Here is a 21378-nt window from a genome sequence, read left to right on the forward strand (position 1 = left end):
GAAAAAAAGCAAGCATGAGTGCTTGTTAATTGCGGGCAATCGACCAGGCAAGATGGAACCCATGCTGTCAGTGCTGCTCTTCGCCCTCGCCGGATTCATGCTCGGCGGCGCGTACACGACCTGGAAGAACAATCGCGCGATGTCGGTCGGCCTGATCGTGGCCGCCGTGCTCGCGGGCCTGGGCGCCTGGCTCTGGCTCGAGTAGGCCGGGGCAAGGCGAAGCTGTTCACTTGAACAGGATCGGCTGGCGAAGCGGTCAGCTCGCGGTGTTCAGTTTGAAGATTCGCACGTCTTCGGGGACGCCGTTGAGGGGTGCGGCCCAGAAGTTTCGCTTGTACGGTTTGACGGTGGCGCCCAGCTCATCGAGGGTTTCCGGGCGCAGGGCAGCCAGGGTGGTGCTGGACAGCATGGTGTTGCCGTTGCCGCCCGCCTCCATCATGCGGGCGGCGATATTGACGTCCACGCCCAGCCAGTCGCCGCCGATTTCGCGAGGGGAACCGGTGTGCAGGCCGATGCGCATGCGGGGGGTGTAGCCGTCCACCTCGACGTCGGCGAGGTTGCGGCGCGCGGCCAAGGCGGCGCGGACGGCGCGGTCGGGTGAGGAGAACACCGCCATCAGGCCGTCGCCCATCCGCTTGACCACCTGACCGCCGCGCTCGACGATCGGCGGCTCGATCGCCTTGGCGACCTTGCGCAGCAGGTCCAGGGTGCGTTCGTCGCCCGCTGACAGCGACCAGCTGGAGAAGGCCACCAGGTCGGTGAACACGATGGTCACCTCCTCGGTGCCACGGCCGCGACCGATCCGCTCGAGCCCGGCCTGCCACACCTGCAGGGCACCGAAACCGATTTCCCTGGCCGCGGTGGGGGCGCCACCGGCGATCTTCTCCGCGGCCCGCGCGACCGCGCGAGCGCCGCCGGGACCGCTCACCGAGAGCGGATCGCCGAACGACGGGTCGCCCGGCAGCTGTTGGCGGGCCTTGCGCAGAGCACCGATCACATCGGCGCGCCGGTTGGCGGCCTGCAACTTCGACGAGATCTGGGCGCGCTTCTTGCTTGCGCGCGCACCGTTGGTTTCGGCGGGTTCACTCACGATCGGCTCCAACGGGATGAACGCCTCCGCGTCAGACCGCGGATTCACCCCGCCGAAAGGCGTTTCACTCACCGCCAGAGGATATCCCACCCGAACAGAACGGCCGGTCCGCTGCAGGTGCGCAGCGAACCGGCCGTCCGAGGATTTCTCAGGCGTCGCGGCGGTTGACTACTACCAGCGCGCCGGCGAAGACGATCGCCACGAAGGCGGCGAAGTAGATCAGGCTGCCCCAGACTCCCCAGTGCCAATCGCCGCGAACCACCTGATCGTTGAGGAAGCGGTTCATGTTCGCGAAGGGCAGGAACGGGGTGACCGTGCGGCCGAAGCTGCCGAACGCGCCAAGCAGGGTTTCGATCAGCAGCGGCCACAGGATCAGCAGCGAGATCGCCGCCGCCGACTGGCGCACCAGCACGCCGACCGCCACGGCCAGCACCACGCACAGCACGGCGTAGATCGGCAGGCCGTAGATGGCTCGCCAGTTGCCTTCCAGGACCAGGCCCGGCGCGTTGTCACCGGCGATCGCCTTCGCCACCACGAACGCGAGCAGCGCGAGGACCCCGGTGAGCACGGCCGAATAGGCTCCGACCAGCGCGGTCTTGGACAGGATGACCTTCGACCGGTTCGGCACCGCGAGGAAGCTGGAACGGATGACGCCGAAGCGGTATTCGCTGGTCACCGACAGTGCGGCCATGATCATCAGGACCATCACGCCGAAACCGGAGATGCCCGACACGGCCGTGCTCGGGGTGAGCGGCGGCGGGCCGTCGGCGGCATTGCCCGTCGAGTCGGCGTTGAGGACGAACGCCATCAGCACGGCGAAGCCGATGCCGAGCACGATGACCGCCACCGAGCACCACCACGGCGAGCGGGTGGAGGTGAGTTTGATTCGTTCCGCTGCGAGCACGCCCATCAGAGCGCACCTCCCATCGCCTGGTCGAAGCTTTCACCGTGGTACTCCACGGCGCCGCCGGTCATCCGCATGAACGCTTCCTCGAGGGAGGCCTGCTGCGGTGCCAGCTCGTAGAGCGTGACGTTGTTGGTGCCTGCCAGCTTGCCGACCTCGTCGGAGGTCACGCCCGCCACGATCAGCGCGGCGTCGCCGTCTTCCTTGACGGTCATGCCGTGCGAGGTGAGCAGGCTGCGCAGCTGGTCCAGCTGCGGGCTGCGCACGCGCACCGACTGCTCGGAGGCGCGGTCGATGAATTCCTTGGTGGTGCCGTCGAACATGAGCTGTCCGCGGCCGATCACGATGAGCTGCTCGGCGGTCTGCGCCATCTCCGACAGCAGGTGGCTGGACACCAGCACCGTGCGACCCTCGGCGGCCAGGCGCTGCATGAACCGGCGGATCCACAGGATGCCCTCCGGGTCCAAGCCGTTGACCGGCTCGTCGAACAGCAGCACCTTCGGGTCACCCAGCAGCGCACCGGCGAGGCCGAGTCGCTGCGACATGCCGAGGGAGAAACCGCCCGCGTTCTTGTTCGCCACCTCCGACAGGCCGACCAGGCGCAAAACCTCTTCGACCCGGTCCTTCGGGATGTCGTTGGACGCGGCCAGCCACTCGAGATGCGCGCGCGCCGAGCGGTTCGGGTGCACCCATTTCGCGTCGAGCAGCGCGCCCACCTGCGTCAACGGGCGGTCCAGATCCTGGTACAGCTGCCCGTCGATGAGCGCGGTGCCCGAGGTGGGTTTGTCCAGCCCCAGGATCATCCGCATGGTTGTCGATTTGCCGGCACCGTTGGGTCCGAGGAACCCCGTCACCAGTCCTGGACGGACGGAAAATGACAGGTCCTGCACCGCGACGGTCTGGCCGAATTGCTTCGTCAGGCCCTTCAGCTCGATCATGTGCCCAGCTTGCCCGACGAACGGCCTTGCGCGCGTCGCCGGGAAGTAGCGAGTCGGGTCATCCTCGAGGATGACCTTCGACCCTTAGAGGGATGGGGAAGAAGCCTGAGCCCAGAAACGCTTGGGAATGCGGCCCGCTCGTCTGGCCAGGTAGCCGGCCTGGACCGCCGCCGACATCGCCGAGGCCATGAGTTCGGGTTCCTTCGCCCTGGTCACCGCGGTGGCGAGCAGGACCGCCGAGCAGCCCAGTTCCATGGCCAGTGCCGCGTCGCTGGCGGTGCCGATCCCCGCGTCGAGGATCACGGGGACCTTCGCGGCGGCGACGATCATTTCGATGTTGTGCGGGTTGCCGATGCCCAGACCCGTGCCGATCGGGGAACCCAGCGGCATGACCGCGGCGCAGCCCGCTTCCTCGAGGCGGCGGGCGAGGATGGGGTCGTCGGTGGTGTACGGCAGGACCACGAAACCGTCGTCGACGAGCTTTTCGGCGGCGTCGAGCAGTTCGAAGGGGTCCGGCAGCAGGGTGCGGTCGTCGGCGACCACCTCGAGTTTGACCCAGTTGGTTTCGAGGGCCTCCCGGGCCAGTTGGGCGGTGAGTACGGCTTCGGCGGCCGTGCGACAGCCCGCGGTGTTGGGCAGCAGGGTGATGTCCAGGCGCTTGAGCAGGTCGAGCACGCCCGTGCCGCCCGCCGTGTCGACCCGGCGCAGCGCGACGGTGGTGAGTTCGGTGCCCGACGCGATCAGGGCCTGTTCGAGCACGGCGAGGTTCTCGGCCCCGCCGGTGCCCATGATCAGGCGCGAACCGAAGACCTTGTCCGCGATGCGCAGGGGCTCAACCACCCTGGACCGCCGTGAGCACCTCGATGGTCCAGCCGCGTTCGACGGGTTCGTCCCAGCGCGACTTCGAGAAGACCGCGCCGTCGACCGCCAATGCCACACCCTGACAGGGCAATTCGAGTTTCGTCAGCAGCTCTCGGACGCTGAGCGGTTGCGCGAACTCGTGGTCGACACCGTTGACGGTGACGCCGATCGGGATGGTCATCGAACTCCTCCTGGGGACAGTGCTGGAAAACGTTGCGGGGAAGCAAGTTCGGCGATCGGCGAGACGGTGCCGTCGAGCAGTTGCGGGACCAGGGTGGCGGTCAACGCGAGGGTGAGCATGCCGTTGCGGCCGTGGCCGGTGGCGGCGATCACCCGGTCGTCGAGGTGGCCCAGTAGTGGGAGGTTGTCGGGGGTTCCCGGCCTGGATCCCGCACTCGCTTCCGCCAGTTCGTATTCGGCGATGCCGGGCAGGATGGTTTCGGCGTCGGCGATCAGGTCGCGGACACCGCCGACGGTCACAGTGGTGTCGAAGCCTGCTTCGTATTGTGTTGCGCCGACAACGATTCCGTCTTCGCGGGGCACGAGATAGACCTGTCGGCCGTGGACTCGGGCGCGGATCACCCTGGTCGGCGGCGGCCTCACACCCGGCCGGTGACGCAAGCGGAGAATTTCACCCTTCACCGGACGCACCGGCAGGCCCGGCCACAGTTCGGCCGAGTGGGCGCCTGCCGCGAGAATGATCCGGTCGTGTGGTAGATCATCCAGTGCGACAACAGTTTCCATGCGAATCTCGACGCCCGCGCAGGCTTTGTAGAGCGCCCTGAGCACGCGTCGATTGTCGATAGCCGGTTCGGTTTTCGCGTACAACGCCGCTCGGACCGAGCGGGCGAGCGCGGGTTCCAACGCGCGGACTTCCGCACGCTCGAGGACCTGTAACTGATGGCCGAAAGCCGCCAGCCAGCCCAAGACCATGTACAGGTTGTCGGCATCGGCGCTATCGAGGGCGGCGGTCAGTGTCTCATCGGCCACGAACATCGATTCGCCCGAGATCTTCCGCAGGCTTTCCGCGAAAGCAGGCCACTGCTCCAGCGCGGCCGCACCGAAAGCGAGCACGCGATCCTCGCCGGGCCAGCCTTCCGACAGCGGTGCGAGCATCCCGCCGGCCACGTAGGAGGCGCCGAGTGCGGGTTCGGGGTCATAAACGGTGACGGTCCAGCCCGCTTCGGCCGCACGCCATGCGATCGCGAGTCCGACAGCACCACCGCCGACAACCGCCAGAGTCCGCATCACGTTCCTCACAGTATTTTTGGCGGCTGGTGCCGCGGGTTTTCGGCCTATTAACCTTGATCTTCCCTCCCTACGGGCACTCCTTCGTCGCACCCTTCGGTCAGTCCAGATCAAGGCGGCCGAAAACCGATATTTCGCCGCTTGACGCCGCAGTTCAGCCCTACGCCGCTCGCGTCTCCACGTTAGCGCGACTACCGTCGTGGTCGTGCAGCCCTCCCTTTCGAACCGTTCCGTCCCGCCTCGGGAGCGCCTGTCCAGCGCGCTGCTGTACCTGTGCACCGATGCGCGACGAGAGAAGGGCGATCTGGCCCGATTCGTCGACGCGGCGCTCGCGGGCGGGGTCGACATCGTGCAGCTGCGGGACAAGGGTTCGCCGGGCGAGGCCGAATTCGGGCCGCTGGAAGCGAAGGCCGAGCTCGGTGCGCTCGCCGAGATCAAGGCCGCTACCCGGCGTCACGGGGCGTTGCTCGCGGTCAACGACCGTGCCGATATCGCGCTGGCGGCCGGTGCCGATGTGCTGCATCTGGGCCAAGGCGATCTTCCGCCCGCGTATGCGCGCCGTGTTGTCGGGCCGGATGTGGTGATCGGCCGATCCACGCACAACCGCAACCAAGCCAGCCTGGCCGCCATCGACGGTCACCTCGATTACTTCTGCACCGGCCCGATCTGGACCACGCCCACCAAGCCCGGCCGCCAGGCCGCGGGCATCGACTTCCTTCGGTCTACCGCCGACTCCCACCCGACGCTGCCGTGGTTCGCCATCGGCGGCGTCGACCTGCCGCGACTGCCCGAGGTACTGGCCGCCGGTGCTCGTCGCGTGGTCGTCGTTCGGGCGATCACTGCAGCGGCCGACCCCGAGGCTGCCGCCCGCGAGCTCAAGCAGGCATTGCTCGCCGCGAACTGATCTCGCTCGGTGCCCCTTTGGTCAGCGGCAGCCCGAACTGTCCAGCACCTCGCGACAGCGAATGGACCGGCGTAATCACGCAAAACGCCGTCAAAAAATCAGAAAACTGATTCCGCGAGGCCGAAGTGCGTGAATATGCCGGTCCTGCCCGATGTGCTCAGGCGAGGATGTCGGCGCGGGTGAGAACCAGGCCGTCTTCCGCGTCGAGAACCACGTCGATGCCGGGGCCGTCGACGCGCGTGTGCAGCCAGAAGAAGCCCTGACCTGCGATTTCGACGGTACGAGGAAGGGCGGCGGCGAGGTCGTCGTCGACGCGCACGCGCAACGGGACCGCACGCAGGTCAACCCAGGCCAGGGCGAAACCGGGATGCAATGGCAGGTCGGCGACCTCTTCCTCGGGGACCCAAGCCAGTTCGGAGCTTTCCCTGTTGGCGACCGTGGCCAGTGGGGTTTCGGCGTCGGCGATGACGGTGATGTAAGTCCAGCCGCTGGCCGCGGTCATGGTCAGGCGTTCGGCGCGCACGCGGAGGTCGGTGGCCGCGATACCCGCTTCTTCCTCGGCTTCGCGGACGGCGGCGTGTTCGGGCGACTCGTGCGAATCCCTGGCACCGCCGGGCAACGCCCACGTCCCGCCCTGATGACTCCACAGCGCGCGATGCTGCAGCAGCACCGCCGACCCACCCCCTGGCAGCGGTGCGCGCAGCAGCAGTCCCGCGGCACCGAATTTGCCCCAGTGCTTGGACCCGTCGGGGCCCTTGGACCAGCCGTCTCCGTCGCCGCGCATCCCACACTCTTTCCTGTCGAGCAGCCGAGCAGCAACCACTTCGGGGGTCCGTGGGGGGCTGCACCACTGGCCAGACCACAATAAACTCCGCACCAGTAGTGGCGCGCGGACAACATCGGGAGGTGAGCGATGGTCGAACCGGGGAATCGCACTGCCCCCACGGAGGTCGCGGCCGTCCGAGTCCGCCCGTCTTCGCAGGCAGACACGGGTGCGGGGCCCGCCGAGACGGCGTCGGCCGCGCCGGTGTCGCCGCGTTGGGCACCGCTGCGTCGGCCGACCGCGCATCTCGAGCGGCCGCCCGCGCCCGACGTCAGGGCGTTGCGCGCGCAGTTCCATCCGTCCCGTTTGCGTGGATTCGCGCAGTCTTCGCCGGGCCGACTGGTCGCTGCCGGACTTGTCCTGATGGTCTTATGTGTGACGGCCGGGTCGGTGACTTCGACGACGGTGAGCGAGCGCCAGCAAGCTCTGGGCGTACTGCTCGACGACACCGAACCCGACGCGCATTCGGCCAACCACCTCTACACCTCACTGTCGATCGCGGACGCTGCCGCGGGCACCGCGTTCATCGCGGGCGGACTCGAACCCAAAGCCGTGCGCGACCGCTACACCCAGGCCATCGGCGAGGCCGCAGCGGAACTGGTCACCCAAGCCGGGCACATCTCCGACGCGGAGGCAGCCGACCCGTCGGGCGACGATCGTCGCCTGCGCACCGGCATCGCGACCGGACTGCCCGTGTACAGCGGGCTGATCGAGACCGCGCGGGTGAACAACCGCAACGGATATCCCGTCGGCGCGGCCTATCTCAGCGAGGCCTCGCATCAGATGCAGACCACGCTGCTGCCCATGGCCGAGGAGTTGGAAGACCACCGGTTCGACGCGGTCACCGACGCGCAATACCGGCACGTGCAACCGCCGTGGACGGCGATCGTGCTGCTGATGGTGGCGCTGGCCGCGCTGATCTGGGTGCAGGTGCTGATGGCTCGCCGGTCACGCCGGTTCTTCAATATGGGGCTGCTGTTGGGTACCGGCGCGCTAGCGCTGACGTTGCTGTGGACGGTGGCCGCGGGATCGGTGTCGGCGGTGGCGATGATTCGCTGCCGCGACGAGGGAGCGGTGCCGTCGGCGCGACTGGCCGAGAGCCGAATCCTGGTGCAGCAGGCCAGATCCGCGGAAATGGTGAAGCTGGTGCGTCGCGACGCCACCGGCGACTACGACCGCACCTTCGATACCAATGCCGCGCGCCTGATCGAGCTGCTGGACGGCTACCCGTCCGACGCGCCCGCGCGCGACGAGGTGGCGCACGCCCGCGCCGCGCTGACCCGTTGGCAGGCGGCGCATCAGCGCATGAACGACACACTCGAGCGGGGCGATTTCATGGGTGCGGCCACCGTCGCGACCGGACCGAGCGCCGCGGATTCGGCCGCGCAGGTCGACGCGCTGGACCGCGCCTTGGACAAGGCGGGCTGGAAGACTCGAGAGACATTGCGCGACAACGTTTCTCAAGCGATCGGGGCGTTGTCGTTCCTCGGCCCCGGCGCGTTCGTGCTCGGCATTCTGGCCGCGGCGTGCGTGGTGCTGGGGCTGTGGCCGCGATTGCGGGAGTACCGATGAGGCGCGGGGTCGCGGCGCTGATGCTGGTGGGGCTGCTCGTCGGGTGTTCCGACAGCACCCCCGCACCGGTCGAGCGCGGCGTGTATTCCGAACCGCCGTTGCCCGCCAAGGCAATTCCGATCGGCACCGATACTCCCGTGCCCGCCGCCACCGGCGAGCAGTGCGGCGACCCGACCGCGAGTCTGCGACCCAGCACCGCCGCCGGTCCGACCGTCGACGCCATTCGCGCACGCGGCAGGCTGGTCGTGGGTCTGGACGCGGGCAGCAACCTGTTCAGCTTCCGCGATCCGCTCACCGGTCGCATCGTCGGCTTCGACGCCGACATCGCCAGGGAGATCGCGCGCGACCTGCTGGGCAACCCCGATTTGATCGAATACCGCAGTCTCGCTTCGGAAGAACGCGAGAAGGCACTGCAGCAGCACACGGTCGACCTGATCGCGAAAACGATGACGATCACCTGCGAGCGACGTCAGCGGGTGGCGTTCTCGACGGTGTACTTGCGCGCCGATCAGCGGGTGCTGGCGGTGAAGGGCTCCGGTATCGACGGCCTGGCCGACCTCGCGGGCAAGCGGGTGTGCGTCGCGCGCGGCACCACCTCGCTGGACCACATCCGCCGCGACCAACCCGCAGCCACCATCCTGACCGTGCCGACCTGGGCTGACTGCCTGGTGGTCCTGCAACAACGCCAGGTCGACGCGGTGAGCACCGACGACTCGATCCTGGCGGGCCTGGCCGCACAGGACCCGTACACCGAGATCGTCGGGGGCAGCATCAGCGCCGAACCGTACGGCATCGGCATCCCCAAGGGCGACGACGACCTGGTGCGATTCGTGAACTCCACCCTCGAACGCATCCGCAACGACGGCACCTGGACCCGCATCCACCGCCGCTGGCTCGCGGCCCTCGGCGACACCCCGAGCCCGCCCGCACCGAAGTACCAGGACTGACGGCATGAGTACGAAGCCTCCCAATGATGAAGCCGCGCAGGGCGATTCCGATCGCAGTGCGATGCCGCCACCGAACGAGCCGGAGCGGCGTCAGCCGACGCAGCTGACTCAGCGGCAGAAGCCCGGGTCGCTGCCCGGTGGGTGGACGCTGCCGCCCGATCCTGCCGACGACGAGACTCGACCGCTACCAAAACTCACGGCGGAGGCGGCGGCGGAGTTCGCGCGGAAGCAACCGTGGAGTCGCGACGAGACCCCGGCTACGGACGGGATGCGGCGTTCCGCCCAGGAGCAGGCCGCTTCGCCGGTGTCGACAGCAGATGAGCAGGTCGCCACTCAGCGCGCGACCCGTACGCCGACCGATGTCGCGCCGACCGAGGCTGCCCCCCGACCCGAAAGCGCAGCATTCGCCCCGACCGAGGCGGCTCAACGCCCGCCGAAGGCCGCCTCGCACGCGCTGACCGAGGCTGCTGAGCGGCCCGTTCCCACCGGACCCGAAGGGTGGGGTTCCACGCCGCAGACCGGGGTGAGCACCTCGCGATCGGGGCGCAGCGTGCGCACCGCGCGGTCGCGGCCCACGCGCCGGCTCGGGGCCGGGTTGGTGCCGATTCCGACGGTTACCCCGGCCGACCCGCGCGATGCTGTGCTCACGGATCCGATGGTGTCGGAGGGGCGACGGTTCTGCTGGCGGTGCACCAATCCGGTCGGCCGTTCGACGCCGGCCAAGGCTGCTTCCTCCAGCGGTGAATGCGAAACCTGTGGTGCCGCTTATGATTTCCGGCCGTCGCTGCACGAGGGCGATATGGTCGCGGGGCAGTACGAGATCCAGGGCTGCATCGCGCACGGTGGTCTCGGCTGGATCTACCTGGCGATCGACCGCAATGTCAGTGATCGGTGGGTGGTGCTCAAGGGTCTGCTGCACGCCGGTGACGCCGAGGCGCAGGCCGTGGCGGTGGCGGAGCGGCAGTTCCTGGCCGAGGTGGCGCATCCCAGCATCGTCAAGATCCACAACTTCGTCGAGCACACCGCAAGCGACGGGTCCACCGGGTACATCGTGATGGAGTACGTGGGCGGCCAGTCGCTGCGTGACATCCTCGACGCCCGACCGCGCGGCGAGCAGATGCCGCTGGCCGAGGCGATCGCGTATGTGCTGGAAATCCTTCCCGCACTGGAACATCTGCATTCGATCGGCCTGACCTACAACGATCTCAAGCCCGACAATGTGATGGTCACCGAAGACCAGGTGAAGCTGATCGACCTCGGCGCGGTCGCCACCATCGACGCCTACGGAAACCTGTACGGCACCAAGGGTTTCCAGGCTCCCGAGATCGCCAAGACCGGCCCGACGCCCGCGTCGGACGTGTACACCGTCGGCCGGACCATCGCCGCACTCACCCTGGACCTGCCCAGCGAACACGGCCGCTACCTCGACGGCATTCCCGATGACGAACCCCTGCTGGCCCGCTACGAGTTCTTCCACCGTTTCCTGCTCACCGCCACCGATCCTGATCCGGCGCAACGCTTTCCGTCGGCGCGGGCGATGTCGGCACAGCTGGCCGGTGTGCTGCGCGAAATCCTCGCGTACGACACCGGCACCGAACATCCACAGCTGTCCACAGTGTTCAGTCCACAGCGCACCAGCTTCGGCACCGAGGAACTGATCAGCCAAACCGACGCCTATCTCGACGGCGTCGGCCGCTCCCCCTTGTTGGACTCCCGCGATGTGGTTGCCGCACTGCCGATTCCGCTGATCGATCCGTCGGACCCCGCCGCCCCGCTACTGGCCGCGACCGCGAACCCCGAACCCGAGCGTGTACTCGAAGCCCTGCACGACTCCCGCGAACGCGCCGAAGCCGACCCCGACAACGCACCCGAAACCCTCGCGGCCGAACTACTTTTCGCCGAGGCCAGGGCACGGCTCGAACTGGGCGAATCGGCGGCAGTACTGCACATGCTCGAACGTGTACCCGCCGACTCTGATTGGCGCACAGACTGGTTCACCGGACAAGCCGCCCTGCTCGAACTGGACTACGAGACCGCTTTCGCATCGTTCGAAGCGGTGCTGCGAGTACTGCCGGGCGAGATCGCACCCAAACTGGCACTGGCTGCCACCGCGGAACTCATTCTCCAACACTGGGATTCACCCGATCCAGAACAGTGGCGAAGCTTTGCCCAACGCTATTACGACACCGTCTGGCGCACCGACCGCGCGGTAGTGAGCGCGGCCTTCGGCCTGGCCAGGCAGTTGGCCGTGGCAGGCCGAGTCGGCGAAGCGGTGCACGCCCTCGACGACGTGCCCGCCGCCTCCCGCCACTTCACCACCGCCCAGACCACGGCAATCCTGTTGCTGCTCACCAGTTCACCCGTCGCCGAGCTCGACGAACAGGTCCTGCGCCTGGCCGCCTCCCGCGCCCAGGCCATCGCCCCCGGCGAGCATCGAGCCACCCTCATGCGCACCCTGGTCCAGGGCAGCGCCTTGGCCTGGTTGCAGGCCGGGAACACCCCGAAACGCAAGGACGCCAAGCTGTTCGGCCGCGCCTTCAACGAACGCGAACTGCGTGACGGCACCGAAACGGGCCTGCGCTCGCTGGCCCGCAACGCCCCGGACCGCGACCACCGCTACGCCCTGGTGGACCTGGCCAACTCGCTGCGCCCGAAGTCCTGGTTCTGACCGTCAGGAACTGGCGACCAGCTTGTGGGCCGCGCGAGCGATGGCCAGTTCCTCGTTGGTCGGCACCACCAGCACCGTCACCGGTGCGAAATCCGGGGAGATGCGGCGGATGCCAGGGGTTCTGGTCTCGTTGCGCACCGGGTCGATCTCGATGCCCAGCGCCTGCAACCCCGCCAGCGCATCGGCACGCACCGCCGGACTGTTCTCGCCCACACCGGCGGTGAAGACGATGTCGTCGACGGTGCCCAGTTCCACCAGGTAGGCGCCCAGGTAGCGACGCAGGCGGTGGATGTACACGTCGTAGGCGATCTTCGCCTGGGCGTCGCCGCCGTCGATGAGCTGCTGCAACTCACGGAAGTCGTTGACCCCCGACAGCCCCTTGATCCCGGAATTGCGATTGAGCAGCTGCTCCACATCGCTGATGTCCAGGTCGGCCACCCGCATGAGATACGGCATCACGCCCGGATCCAGATCGCCGGGCCTGGTGCCCATCACCAGACCTTCCAGCGGGGTCATGCCCATGGTGGTGTCGATGGCGACCCCGCCCTGGATCGACGAGGCGGACGCGCCGTTGCCCAGATGGAACACGATCTGGTTCAGCTCTTCGGTCGGCCTGCCCAGGTACTCCGCGGCCTTCTCCGACACGTACTGGTGCGAGGTGCCGTGGAAGCCGTACTTACGAATGCCGTGGGCCGCAGCGAGTTTCGCGTCGATGGCGTAGGTCTTGGCGGCGTCGGGCATCGTGTGGAAGAACGCCGTGTCGAAGACCGCGACCTCGGGCAGGCCGGGCAGCAGTTCCCTGGTGGACTCGATGCCGATCACATTGGCGGGATTGTGCAGCGGGGCCAGCACCGACAGTTCGTCGATCGCGTGCAGCACCTTGTCGTCGATCAGGGTCGGTTCCCAGAACACCTCACCGCCGTGCACCACCCGGTGCCCGACCGCGCCGATGCCGATGGTGGTCAGGTCGAGGCCGGTTTCGCGGAACATCTCGAACGCGCGCGCCAGCCCGGCCTTGTGATCCGGGATCGCGCCGTCGAACACGAGTTTGGCGGGTCCGGCTTCGTGCACGATCCGGCCGCCCTGCGCCTCGCCGATCTTCTCGACCAGGCCCGACGCCAGCACGTCGCCCGAGAGTGCGTGCAGCAGTTGATATTTGATCGACGACGAGCCGCTGTTCAGAACCAGTACGAGATCGCTCACTTGGCATCTCCCTGCGCCTGGATGGCGGTGATCGCCACCGTATTGACGATGTCGGCGACCAAGGCGCCGCGCGACAGATCGTTGACCGGCTTGCGCAGACCCTGCAGCACCGGCCCGATCGCGACCGCACCCGCGCTGCGCTGCACCGCCTTGTACGTGTTGTTGCCGGTATTGAGGTCGGGGAACACGAAAACCGTTGCCTTGCCCGCGACTTCGGAGTCCGGCAGCTTGGCGCTGGCCACGGCGGGCTCGATCGCCGCGTCGTACTGGATCGGGCCCTCCACCGGCAGTTTCGGTGCCCGCTCGCGCACGAGTTCGGTTGCGGCACGGACCTTGTCGACATCGGCACCGGTCCCGGACGCCCCGGTCGAGTACGACAGCATCGCCACCCGCGGTTCGATGCCGAACCGGGCCGCAGTGCCCGCCGAGGACACCGCGATATCGGCCAGCTGCTCCGAACTCGGATCCGGCACCACCGCGCAATCCCCGTACGCGAGAACACGATCCGCCAGACACATCAGGAACACACTCGACACCGTCGACACGCCGGGCACGGTCTTGATGATCTCGAACGAAGGCCGGATCGTGTGCGCGGTGGTGTGCGCGGCACCGGAGACCATGCCGTCGGCGATCCCCTTGTAGACCATCATGGTGCCGAAATACGAGATGTCGGCCATGGTTTCGCGCGCACGCTCGAGCGTCATGCCCTTGTGTTTGCGCAATTCGGTGTACTCGGCGGCGAATTCATCGAGGTAACCCGACGTGCGCGGATCGAGTACCTGCGCGGCGGCGATATCGACACCGAGCTCGGCGGCCCGCGCCCGGATGGAGGGCTCGTCGCCGAGGATGGTGAGGTCGGCGATCTTGCGCTGCAGCACCCGGCCCGCCGCACGCAGGATGCGGTCGTCGTCGCCCTCGGGCAGCACGATGCGTTTGCGATCCGAGCGTGCGCGTTCGATCAGCCGGTACTCGAACATCTGCGGAGTCACGACCTCGGACGCCGGAACTCGGATGCGCCGCAACAGTTCCGGCGCGTCGACCCGCTGTTCCATCAGCGCGAGCGCGGTGTCGACCTTGCCCGGGCTGCCCGCCCACATCCTGCCGCGCGTGCCGTGCACGGCGCTGGCGGTGTCGTAGGTGCCCAGCTCGGTGGCCAGGATCGGCAGCTTGGGATGCAGACCTTCCATCAACCGTGCGATGGCCGGATGCGGACGCAGGCCACCGTTCATGATCACGCCAGCCAGCGACGGAAACCCTTCCGCCTCATGGGCATTCACCAGGCTGAGCAGTACGTCGGACCGGTCGCCCGGCGCGATCACCACCACGCCGTCGGACAGGCGTTCCAAGATGTGTTCCGCGGTCATGCCGCCGACCATGATGCGCAGCGCCTCACGCTGCAGCAATTCCGGGTCGCCACTGTAGATTTCGCCGTCGATCGCCTCGCACAGCTCGCCCATGGTCGGCGCCATCAGCAGCGGCACCTCGGGCAGCGTCCACGACGGAACGTCGAACGTTGCCAGCGCCGTGGCGATTTCGTCCAACTCGTCGGGCGCGCAACGGTTGGCCACGATCGCGACCAGCTGGGCGTGTTCGGTGGCGAGCTCACTGGCGCACAACTCGACCAGCTGTTTGACCTCGGTGGGCGTGCGGTCGGCGCCGCGCACCACCAGCAGCACCGGCGCGCCCAGGTTCACCGCGATCCTGGCGTTGAACCGCAGCTCGCTGGGACTGGCGACGTCGGTGTAGTCGCTGCCCACGATCACCACCGCGTCACACGCCTTGGCCACATCGTGGAACCGCATCACGATGTCGCTGATCGCGGCGGTGGGGTCGCGGTGCACGTCCTCGTAGGTGACGCCGATGGCCTGCTCGTAGCTGATGTCGGCGGTGCTGTGCTCGAGCAGCAGTTCGAGGATGTAGTCGGGCTCGTCGGCGGAGCGGGTGATCGGACGGAAGACGCCCACCCGGGCGGTGGTCGCGCACAGCATCCCCAACACACCCAGTGCGACCGTAGATTTTCCGGTGTCACCCTCCGGGGAGGCGATGTACACGGTGGACGGCGCTTGTTCGACCATGCAGCCGAGCTTAGTGAATCGCGGCGTCATAGTCCGCCGGAGCGACACTCAGCGCCCAGATCGGGGGCCTGACGGTCGGGCTATAGTCCGCCTCATGACTACGCAGTTCCCGGATCGGCAGTGGGGCTCACGCACCAATCCCTTGTCCCGCGCCGCCAACCGTTTCGCCGCGACAAAGCCTGGCTCGTGGCTTATTCGCACGGTCACCCCGCTGGACCGGGCCCTGCTCGAACGCACCGACGCCAAGTACACCGTGCTCGGCCCGATCGGCGCCCCGGTGATCCTGCTCACCACCACCGGCCGCAAATCCGGTCAACCCCGCACCCAACCCCTGCTCTACGTCCACGACGGCGACACCCTCTACGTGATCGGCTCCAACTTCGGCCAGTCCACCCACCCCGCCTGGACCGCCAACCTGCTCGCCGACCCGACCGCCACCGTCGCCATCGCCGGCGAACGCATCCCGGTCACCGCCACCCCCGTCCCCGACGCGGACAAAGAAGCGATCTTCACCCGCTTCGTGGACATCACCGGCGCCTACGCCGCCTACCGCGACCGCACCACCCGCAACCTGCGCATGTTCGCCTTGCGGCGGGCCTAGACACAGCGAAGCCCCGGGTCGCTTGCGCGGACCCGGGGCTTGCTGATTCAGGCATCGTCACCGCTGAACGGCGTTTCGGTTTCCACCAACAACTTTCGAGTTCGTCCCGGCTCAGCTCACGGGCCGACGACGCCTCAGCCCAGTGCGCGCAGACGCGGAGCCAGATCTCGCTTGAACAGATCGAGGAAGCGGAGCTGATCCTGGCCGGGGGCGTGGAAGACCAGGTGGTTCAGGCCCGCGTCGATGTACGGCTTGATCTGGGCGACAGCGTCTTCGGGGTCGCTGGCCACGATCCAGCGCTTGGCAACCTGTTCGATCGGGAGGGCGTCGGCGGCCTTTTCCATTTCGATCGGGTCGGTGATGTCGTGCTTTTGTTCGGGGGTCAGCGACAGCGGGGCCCAGAAGCGCGTGTTCTGTAGTGCCAGTTCGGGATCGGTGTCGTAGGAGATCTTGATCTCGATCATCTTGTCGATGTCGGCGACGTTGCGGTCGGCCTTGGCGGCGCCTTCCGCGACGGCGGGCAGCAGCTTCTCGGTGTACAGGTCCATGCCTTTGCCCGAGGTGCAGATGAAACCGTCGCCCGCGCGACCCGCGTACCTGGCCACCACCGGGCCGCCCGCGGCGATGTAGACGGGGATGCCGCCCTTGGGCACGTCATAGATGGAGGCCCCGACGGTGTGGTAGTACTCGCCGTCGAAATCGACGCGGTCGCCGGTCCACAGTTCGCGCATCAGCTTCACCGCTTCGCGCAGGCGAGCGAAACGTTCCTTGAAATCGGGCCATTCGCCCTTGAAACCGGTCGCGATCTCGTTGAGCGCCTCGCCGGTGCCGACCCCGAGCATGATCCGGTTCGGGTACAGGCAGCCCAGCGTCGCGAAGGCCTGCGCGATCACGGCGGGGTTGTAGCGGAAGGTGGGGGTGAGCACCGAGGTGCCGAGCTGGATGCGGTCGGTGCGCTCGCCGACGGCCGCGAGCCAGGCCAGTGAGAACGGCGCGTGCCCGCCGTCGTGGCGCCACGGCTGGAAGTGGTCGCTCACGGTCGCGCTGTCGAGGCCGTGCTGCTCGGCGGCGACGCCGAGTTCGACCAGCTCCCGCGGCCCGAACTGCTCCGCCGATGCCTTGTACCCGAGCTTGAGCTCCACCATTCCCGCTACTCCTGTCGTTCGCCGCACGCCCCTGCCCCACGACCCTAGTCAACGACCCCGGCATCGCGCCGCGAGCACGGCCGGAAGTTTCATCACCCACGGCCCCGACTTTTAGCGGACAATTAACTGGTGACCGCCAAAGACGAGAAGATCCTGTCGTACCTGACCGACATGGACGGCGTGCTGGTGCACGAAGATCAACTGATCCCCGGCGCCGACGAGTTCCTGGCCGAACTGCGCGCGAACGAGATCCCGTTCCTCGTGCTCACCAACAACTCGATCCGCACCCCCCGCGACCTGCAGGCCCGCCTCCGTCAGACCGGCCTGGACATCCCCGAGGAGTCGATCTGGACCTCGGCGCTGGCCACGGCCACCTTCCTCGCAGATCAGCGCCCGAACGGCACCGCCTATGTCGTCGGCGAATCCGGCCTCACCACCGCGTTGCACGAGATCGGTTACGTGCTCACCGACGTCGACCCCGACTACGTGGTCCTGGGCGAAACCCGCACGTACTCCTTCGAAGCGATCACCACCGCGATCCGCCTGGTCGACCGCGGCGCCAAGTTCATCGCCACCAACCCCGACGCCACCGGCCCGTCCCGCGACGGCGTGCTCCCCGCCACCGGTTCGGTCGCCGCGCTGATCACCCGCGCGACCGGCAAGGACCCGTACTACGTCGGCAAGCCGAACCCGCTGATGATGCGTTCGGCCCTGCGCCGCATCGGCGCCCATTCCTCGACCACGGTGATGATCGGCGACCGCATGGACACCGACGTGATCGCCGGCCTCGAAGCGGGCCTGCGCACCATCCTGGTCACCTCCGGCATCTCGACGAAGGCATCGGTGGAGCAATACCCCTTCCGCCCGACGTCGATCGTCCATTCAGTAGCCGACCTAGTCGGCCGAACCCGCCAACCGTTCGTCGACTAGGTCCTGGTCAGTTGATCACCAGGCCATGAGGGATTTTCCCTCTCGACCGATGTTTGCGTGATCGCCTGGTGATCACATGTCCAAGTAGGTGTCACGCCTTCGTGGGGGCATCGTCGGCGATGATCGCCTCCAATACCGAGGACAAGCGGGTCAGGGTCTCGACGGTCGCCGCGAACTCTGCGGGGCCCAGGGCTTCGGCCAGCCGTTTCGCCATGGCCGCGTGTTGCGGATTGATGCGTTGGATGGCCGCGTCGCCTTCGGCTGTCATGGCGACCAACTTGGCCCGCTTGTGCGCCGGGTTGGGGCGGTATTCGCACATGCCCTTGGCGACCAGCAGGTCCGCGATCCGTTGCACGCTCTGGCGGGTGATGCCCATGGCGCGGGCGATGCCTGCGACCGTTTCGGGGTGTTCTTGAACCGCCGCCATCACCTGCCACCAGGCCACCGAGATGCCTGCCGGTGCGGACAGGCTGTCGCCGACGGTGAGGAATTGACCGTTCAGCCGGAAGACGGTGAGGGCGGCGCCGTCGAGTAGGTCCTGGTCTTTGTTCAAGCTGCGTGGCTTCCTTCGTATTCGGCGAGGGTGGCGTATCCGGCGGGGTCGGAGTGCGCGAACAGTTTGTACCAGGCCTCGAGCACGTGGGGTTCGTAGAGGCCGAGGCGGGCGAAGATCTCGCGGGCGAATTCGAAGGGGGACATGGCGTCCGCGGTGATCACGTCGCGATCGGTGACCGCGGGCGCTTCCACGTAGTGGTCGGCGCCCGAATATCCGCTGTAGACAAGGTATTCCGCGACATTGCTGGTGTGGGCGCGGTCGTCGAGCAGGCCCGCTTTCGCGAGTCCGAAGGTGGCGCCGCAGATTCCTGCGACGGGCACACCGGCCGCGACGAACTGTTTTGCCTTGTCCGCGAACGCATTCAGCTCGTCGCCCACCCACAGGTCGGCGCCGGGCAGGATCAGCATCGCGCTGTCGGCGGGGTCGAGGTCGGCGATCGCCATGTCGGGGGTGATGCGCATCCGGCCGATCGTGGTGACCGGTTCTGTGGTGAGGCCGACCGTTGTGACCTGGAACGTTCCCGGTTCGCGATGCCATGCGCCGTTGGCGATGTGCGCGGTGGCGGCCCCGACTTCCCAGTCGGCGAGGGTGTCGTACACGGCTACGTGGACTGTCTTCATCGTCATGACAGTATGTTGTCATAATTGACAGGATGCTGTCAATAAGAATTTTGCTACCGGCTTACAGCCCACGCCTCGTACCCTGACGTCATCCGGTGCGAGACAAGGAGGTTCACCCGCGATGACCGATTCCCTCCAAGGCATGACGGGCACCATCACCTCACCGATTCGAGCAGCCGGCGCGCTGGGAGAGGTGCTCGTCTCGATTCGCGGCGGCACCGAACTGTTCCTCGCCCGCGCCGACGAACCGATCGCCGCCTGGACCACCGTGTTGATCGTCGCGGTCCATCCGGGACGCCTGGTCGACGTGGTGACCTGGATACCGCTCCCCACCGAATGACCCGCCCCACCGAGTGAAAGGGCTCACCATGCTGGGCTATCACGTTCCCGATCCCGACGAAGCCATGCTGGTCAGCGGTGCCAAAACCAAGGACGACACCCCGTTCAAGGTCGTGATCGGCCGCGGCACCTGGGTGATGCCCCTGTTCCGCAAGGTCCGCTACCTGTCGCTGGCGATGTTCGAATCCGAGATCCGCGAGCGCTGCGTCACCAAGCAGGCCATCCAGTTGGATGTGCGTGCGGTGATCGCGTTCAAGGTCGCCAACGACACGCAGTCCATTGTCAATGCGGCACAACGCTTTCTGTCCGAACAGGAGCAGGAGATGTCGGTGCTGACCGGCCGCATCTTCTCCGGTCACCTGCGCTCGATCGTGGGCTCGATGACGGTCGAGGAGATCATCCGCGAACGTCAGAAGTTGGCCGACGAGGTGCTGATCGCGTCGAAGGTGGAGATGAGCAATATCGGCCTGTGGGTCGACTCGTTCCAGATCCAGTCGATCGACGACGGCAACCTCGGTTACATCAATGCCCTTGCGGCACCGCACAATGCGGCCGTGCAGCGCGACGCCCAGATCGCGCAGGCGCAGGCCTCGCAGCGTGCCGCCGAAGCCGAACAGGAGTCGCTGCGCCGTCGCGCGGAGTACGAACGCGAAACCTCGATCCTCAAGGCCGAGTACCAGCGCGACATCGACAAGGCCAATGCCGAAGCGGCACAGTCGGGTCCGCTCGCCGACGCCATCGCCCGGCAGGCTGTTCTGCACGCGCAGGCCGCCCAGGCCCGGAAGAACGCCGAACTGCGCGAACAGCAGCTGCAGGCCGAAGTGGTGAAACCTGCTCAGGCAGAAGCGGAACGGGTTCGTATCCTCGCCGAGGCGGAGGCCGACCGGACTCGCATCCAGGCCGAGGCTGCGGCGTCCAACAACCGAATTGCCTTGGACCAGATGCTGATCGAGCAACTGCCCGAGATCGTCAAGCAGGCCTCGCAGGGCTTGGCCGGCGCCAACCTCACCGTTCTGAACGGGCCGGATGGTGTGAGCGAAATGCTCAACGGGATGGTCGGCCAGGGATTGACGGTCTTCAATTCTTTGCAGAAGGCCCTGTCGAACGGCGAGATCGACAAGGTCTGATCACCGACCAGCACGCCCCGGGTCTGCCTCTGCTTCGGCACGCCACCTGGGGCGTTGCTCTGCCGGTTGAGCGAACGAGAAGCGACCGTCTCGCCGTTTACCTCAGCTTTCGCGGCCCGACACCCGCCGACTGACCCGCCATGCTGGAACACTCTGCTGGATTCCGTCGATGCCCAACCACTTCCGGCCGACGAACAGAAACGCTGGCTCCCGGACACCTGTCGAAAAGCGTCGGGCCGAGTTCGAGTCCGACCTCGCGCGGCTGGGGAACGAAAACCACGACGGACAGATCCGCACGATCGCCCTCATGCGTACCCAGCTCGGAGCCGACGACATCGGGATCCCGTCGACCAATCATGGAATCGCAGCGGTTCGGCATCGAGCTCGTCGAGAGCCGTTCCGGATGGTCGTGTGCATGACGCCTACATCGCCGTTACGAAGCGTAATAGAACAGTTCATCGCCGACGCCGAGCTAACCCGACGCCTGATCGACAACCCGACCTCGGAAATCCTGCCTTTCAGCGTGCACAAATGTTCGTGAACCAGATCACCTCACGCACGGGTGACTGCACACATTAGGGCAGTCAGAAAAATGACTTACCGGTCAATACACTTTCCATATCGCATTTTTTTCGTCCATAGACTGAGACTCATTCCATAAGTGCTCTTGGAATTTATCGTCGAAAAGCTCCTCTGTATAAGGCCGGTGGATTCGACCGAGATCAGTAACAGTGAGCCTTTTTCATCCTGCCGCTGAACCACGTTGCCCCGCAGGCTGATTGGCGCTCACTCGGCGTGCGAACTGGCGAAGCCCCTGGTAAGAGAGC

At 67.0% G+C, this 21378-nt stretch carries 22 protein-coding genes; 10 read left to right on the forward strand and 12 right to left on the reverse strand.

Annotated elements, in window-relative coordinates; translation table 11 throughout:
• Positions 1-61 precede the first annotated feature (61 nt).
• Positions 62-205 (forward strand): hypothetical protein, encoded by a 144-nt coding sequence (locus ACFWU5_RS22640; RefSeq protein WP_379243770.1) that lies wholly within the window; start codon positions 62-64, stop codon positions 203-205.
• A 51-nt stretch (positions 206-256) separates the two neighbouring features.
• Here the strand turns inward: ACFWU5_RS22640 and ACFWU5_RS22645 are convergent, their stop codons facing one another.
• The 6 genes from ACFWU5_RS22645 to thiO all read right to left on the reverse strand — a co-directional run bounded on the left by ACFWU5_RS22645 (position 257) and on the right by thiO (position 5041).
• Positions 257-1102 (reverse strand): adenylate/guanylate cyclase domain-containing protein, encoded by an 846-nt coding sequence (locus ACFWU5_RS22645; RefSeq protein WP_379243957.1) that lies wholly within the window; start codon positions 1100-1102, stop codon positions 257-259.
• A gap of 136 nt (positions 1103-1238) precedes the next feature.
• Positions 1239-2000, reverse strand: coding sequence for an ABC transporter permease (locus tag ACFWU5_RS22650; RefSeq protein ID WP_379268680.1), 762 nt, complete (start codon positions 1998-2000; stop codon positions 1239-1241).
• Positions 2000-2932 (reverse strand): ABC transporter ATP-binding protein, encoded by a 933-nt coding sequence (locus tag ACFWU5_RS22655; RefSeq protein ID WP_379243774.1) that lies wholly within the window; start codon positions 2930-2932, stop codon positions 2000-2002. The genes ACFWU5_RS22650 and ACFWU5_RS22655 overlap by 1 nt, the downstream gene beginning before the upstream one ends.
• 84 nt (positions 2933-3016) lie before the next feature.
• A complete protein-coding gene (locus tag ACFWU5_RS22660) occupies positions 3017-3772 on the reverse strand; it encodes a thiazole synthase (RefSeq protein WP_379268681.1) in 756 nt (251 codons plus the stop codon).
• A complete protein-coding gene (gene thiS, locus ACFWU5_RS22665; RefSeq protein WP_379243778.1) occupies positions 3765-3974 on the reverse strand; it encodes a sulfur carrier protein ThiS in 210 nt (69 codons plus the stop codon). The genes ACFWU5_RS22660 and thiS overlap by 8 nt, the downstream gene beginning before the upstream one ends.
• A complete protein-coding gene (gene thiO, locus ACFWU5_RS22670; RefSeq protein WP_379268691.1) occupies positions 3971-5041 on the reverse strand; it encodes a glycine oxidase ThiO in 1071 nt (356 codons plus the stop codon). The genes thiS and thiO overlap by 4 nt, the downstream gene beginning before the upstream one ends.
• Before the next feature lie 205 nt (positions 5042-5246).
• Here thiO and thiE point away from each other — a divergent pair, with 205 nt between their 5' ends.
• Positions 5247-5945, forward strand: a complete 699-nt coding sequence (gene thiE, locus ACFWU5_RS22675) for a thiamine phosphate synthase (protein ID WP_379268683.1) — start codon at positions 5247-5249, stop codon at positions 5943-5945.
• Positions 5946-6102: 157 nt separating this feature from the next.
• Here thiE and ACFWU5_RS22680 read toward each other — a convergent pair whose 3' ends face one another.
• The gene (locus ACFWU5_RS22680) at positions 6103-6729 is read right to left on the reverse strand and encodes an NUDIX domain-containing protein (RefSeq protein ID WP_379268684.1); all 627 of its coding nucleotides are present in this window, start codon (positions 6727-6729) and stop codon (positions 6103-6105) included.
• Between the two features lie 129 nt (positions 6730-6858).
• On the opposite strand from ACFWU5_RS22680, the gene ACFWU5_RS22685 reads away from it, so the two are divergent.
• The 3 genes from ACFWU5_RS22685 (at position 6859) to ACFWU5_RS22695 (ending at position 11955) form a co-directional block, all read left to right on the forward strand.
• Entirely contained in the window at positions 6859-8340 is a 1482-nt protein-coding gene (locus tag ACFWU5_RS22685) for a hypothetical protein (protein WP_379243784.1), read from the forward strand.
• Positions 8337-9287: a glutamate ABC transporter substrate-binding protein gene (locus ACFWU5_RS22690; RefSeq protein WP_379243786.1), complete on the forward strand. Its 951-nt coding sequence runs from the start codon at positions 8337-8339 to the stop codon at positions 9285-9287. Before ACFWU5_RS22685 ends, ACFWU5_RS22690 begins: the two co-directional genes overlap by 4 nt.
• A 268-nt stretch (positions 9288-9555) precedes the next feature.
• Positions 9556-11955, forward strand: coding sequence for a tetratricopeptide repeat protein (locus tag ACFWU5_RS22695; RefSeq protein WP_379268693.1), 2400 nt, complete (start codon positions 9556-9558; stop codon positions 11953-11955).
• 3 nt (positions 11956-11958) lie between these two features.
• Here ACFWU5_RS22695 and ACFWU5_RS22700 read toward each other — a convergent pair whose 3' ends face one another.
• Both ACFWU5_RS22700 and pta read right to left on the reverse strand, forming a co-directional pair.
• Entirely contained in the window at positions 11959-13158 is a 1200-nt protein-coding gene (locus tag ACFWU5_RS22700) for an acetate kinase (protein ID WP_379243790.1), read from the reverse strand.
• Entirely contained in the window at positions 13155-15233 is a 2079-nt protein-coding gene (gene pta / locus ACFWU5_RS22705; protein ID WP_379268686.1) for a phosphate acetyltransferase, read from the reverse strand. The genes ACFWU5_RS22700 and pta overlap by 4 nt, the downstream gene beginning before the upstream one ends.
• A gap of 94 nt (positions 15234-15327) precedes the next feature.
• Between pta and ACFWU5_RS22710 the strand changes: the two genes are divergently transcribed.
• A complete protein-coding gene (locus tag ACFWU5_RS22710; protein ID WP_379243794.1) occupies positions 15328-15834 on the forward strand; it encodes a nitroreductase/quinone reductase family protein in 507 nt (168 codons plus the stop codon).
• Between the two features lie 134 nt (positions 15835-15968).
• Here ACFWU5_RS22710 and fgd read toward each other — a convergent pair whose 3' ends face one another.
• Entirely contained in the window at positions 15969-16979 is a 1011-nt protein-coding gene (gene fgd / locus ACFWU5_RS22715) for a glucose-6-phosphate dehydrogenase (coenzyme-F420) (protein WP_379243806.1), read from the reverse strand.
• A gap of 129 nt (positions 16980-17108) precedes the next feature.
• On the opposite strand from fgd, the gene ACFWU5_RS22720 reads away from it, so the two are divergent.
• Positions 17109-17909 (forward strand): HAD-IIA family hydrolase, encoded by an 801-nt coding sequence (locus ACFWU5_RS22720; protein WP_379243804.1) that lies wholly within the window; start codon positions 17109-17111, stop codon positions 17907-17909.
• 91 nt (positions 17910-18000) lie between these two features.
• Here ACFWU5_RS22720 and ACFWU5_RS22725 read toward each other — a convergent pair whose 3' ends face one another.
• On the reverse strand, positions 18001-18462 hold the full coding sequence (locus ACFWU5_RS22725; RefSeq protein ID WP_379268688.1) for a MarR family winged helix-turn-helix transcriptional regulator: 462 nt from the start codon (positions 18460-18462) through the stop codon (positions 18001-18003).
• A complete protein-coding gene (locus tag ACFWU5_RS22730; protein ID WP_379268695.1) occupies positions 18459-19085 on the reverse strand; it encodes a DJ-1/PfpI family protein in 627 nt (208 codons plus the stop codon). The genes ACFWU5_RS22725 and ACFWU5_RS22730 overlap by 4 nt, the downstream gene beginning before the upstream one ends.
• A 121-nt stretch (positions 19086-19206) precedes the next feature.
• Between ACFWU5_RS22730 and ACFWU5_RS22735 the strand changes: the two genes are divergently transcribed.
• The 3 genes from ACFWU5_RS22735 to ACFWU5_RS22745 all read left to right on the forward strand — a co-directional run bounded on the left by ACFWU5_RS22735 (position 19207) and on the right by ACFWU5_RS22745 (position 21092).
• Entirely contained in the window at positions 19207-19425 is a 219-nt protein-coding gene (locus ACFWU5_RS22735; RefSeq protein ID WP_379243798.1) for a hypothetical protein, read from the forward strand.
• A gap of 28 nt (positions 19426-19453) precedes the next feature.
• Positions 19454-20551, forward strand: a complete 1098-nt coding sequence (locus tag ACFWU5_RS22740) for an SPFH domain-containing protein (RefSeq protein ID WP_379243796.1) — start codon at positions 19454-19456, stop codon at positions 20549-20551.
• Between the two features lie 169 nt (positions 20552-20720).
• Complete coding sequence (locus ACFWU5_RS22745; protein WP_379268690.1) at positions 20721-21092, forward strand: hypothetical protein; 372 nt, start codon at positions 20721-20723, stop codon at positions 21090-21092.
• The last annotated feature ends 286 nt before the right edge of the window (positions 21093-21378 follow it).

This window comes from Nocardia sp. NPDC058640 (genome assembly GCF_042716995.1).
Lineage (GTDB): Bacteria > Actinomycetota > Actinomycetes > Mycobacteriales > Mycobacteriaceae > Nocardia.